We start from the raw sequence: 1,855 nt of genomic DNA on the forward strand, positions 1-1,855 counted from the left end.
CGGCACGCCGGTGCTGGACGTCACCGTTTCTCCGCGGGCGAAGCGATAGGCATCGTCGAGCCCCAGCCGCGCGCCGAAGAGCCCCGCGTCCACCGAGAGCCCGGTGTGTAGATGCGTGTCGCCCCAGAACACCCGGTCGGGAAAGCTGCGCTCCGCATAGGGCGAATAGGCCTTGCCCGGATAGAGCCCCGAGAGCGAGCTTTCTGCCGGAATGAACTGCGCCGACGCGGGCCCCGGCAGGGCCGCGATGCAGAGCGCCGTGCAGAATGGCCGGATGCGCATGGTGCTTCCCCCCCTTGATCTGCCCAGGATAGCACAGGGGTTGGAGTTGTCGTTGCGCCATGTCAAGGGCTTCCGCTGACGGCCCATCGCCGGCGCCCCGCCCGCGACTTGTGCCGGCGGCGAGGGCCGCTGGCGCAATATCGTGCAGGGATGCTATGATCGCGCCGGATCGCCTCAGCCGAGGATCTCGCCGGATGCGGCTCGATCGCCTGAACTTCTTCATGTCCGTGGTTCATAGCGGCTCCATCGCTGCGGCGTCGCGCGAGGTCAATCTCGCGCAGCCGGCGCTCAGCAAGCACATGAGGGCCCTCGAGGACGAACTGGGCGTCGCGCTCTTCGAACGCAGCGTCAGGGGGGTGACGCTGACGAAGGCCGGCGAGCGCCTCTACGAGCGCGGAACCTCGGTCCTGCGCCGGATCGACCAGATCCGCCACGAGGTCGTCGAGACCGGCGAATCTCCGGTCGGGGAGGTCTGCATAGCCATCGCCGCCTCGATGGCGCCGGTGCTGGCCGGCTATCTCTTCTGGCGGGCCAGGGCCGTCTATCCCGACATCGACCTCAGGATCCGCGATGCCTACACCGTCATGAGCAGAAACCTCGTTCGGACCGGGGCCGTGGACGTCGCGCTGGTCCCGAACGTGGCCGCGCTGGAAAACGTCCGGTCCCTGCCCCTCATCAGCCAGAAGTTCTACCTCGTCGGACGAAGCTTTCCCGGCGGCATGGGTCCCACCGTCGAGCTCCGCGACCTGCGCGGGTTTCCGCTCGTCATGGGGACCCGCAACAATCATTTCCGGATCTCCCTGGAGAATATCGCCCTTCGCGAAGGTCATTCCCTGAACATCGTGATCGAGCAGGAATCCATCCCGGTATACCGAAGCATCATCCTGTCCGGCCCGGCCTATACCGTGGTTCCCTATTCGGCCTTCGCCGAGGAGATCGCGGGCGGCGCCCTGCAGGCCAAGGAGATCGTCAACCCGCCCGTCGAACGGGTGCTGTCCATGGCCTGGAACGACAGCGGTGGGCTGAGCGTGGCGACCGAGGCCATCAAGAGCCTGTTCGAGACCTGCGTCCGGGAACTGGTGGCGGAAGGCAAGCTCGTCGGACGCATCCTGTCGAAGGAACCCGACATCGAGCCGAGGCCCGGCCCGGCCCGAGACGACATTTCCCCCTGAAACGGGCCCGCGCCGGCGAGGCGCGATCCGCATTCCGGGCCGGTCCCGCAGCCGCTTTGCAGGCGCGCCGCATCACCGGGCGGAGTACCCCGGGCGAACGCGGCATCCGGGTGCCGCGTTCGCCCGGGGCGACGGACCGGGCCCGCAACGGCGAGGCAGCGCCTCGCGCCGGTTCGTCAGCGGGACACGCGGGCGCCGAGGCCGCGGGAGGCCGGGCGTCACCGTCGGCCGACAATCCGCGAGAAAAGGCGGCGCCGCCACGGCGGGACGGGCTCCGGTCCGCAGCGATCGCACGGAGACCGGGATCAGGCGAGCGGCAGCCGGCGGTGACGGCCGGGGCGGGCGGGGTCGGGGAAATGGCCCCTCGGCCCCTTCTCGGCGAAATGCCCGGACCAGCGCCC

Annotated in this window: 2 protein-coding genes; one reads left to right on the forward strand and one right to left on the reverse strand. The window is 69.3% G+C overall.

Annotation, left to right across the window (positions count from 1 at the left end; genetic code table 11):
* Positions 1 to 282 (reverse strand): DUF3604 domain-containing protein (locus tag V7050_RS20810; protein WP_324411257.1); only part of this gene is annotated, 282 nt, incomplete at its 3' end.
* Between the two features lie 194 nt (positions 283 to 476).
* On the opposite strand from V7050_RS20810, the gene V7050_RS20815 reads away from it, so the two are divergent.
* Positions 477 to 1,454 (forward strand): LysR family transcriptional regulator, encoded by a 978-nt coding sequence (locus tag V7050_RS20815; RefSeq protein ID WP_324368707.1) that lies wholly within the window; start codon positions 477 to 479, stop codon positions 1,452 to 1,454.
* The last annotated feature ends 401 nt before the right edge of the window (positions 1,455 to 1,855 follow it).

The sequence above is a fragment of the Amaricoccus sp. genome (assembly GCF_036846665.1).
Classification (GTDB): Bacteria; Pseudomonadota; Alphaproteobacteria; order Rhodobacterales; family Rhodobacteraceae; genus Amaricoccus.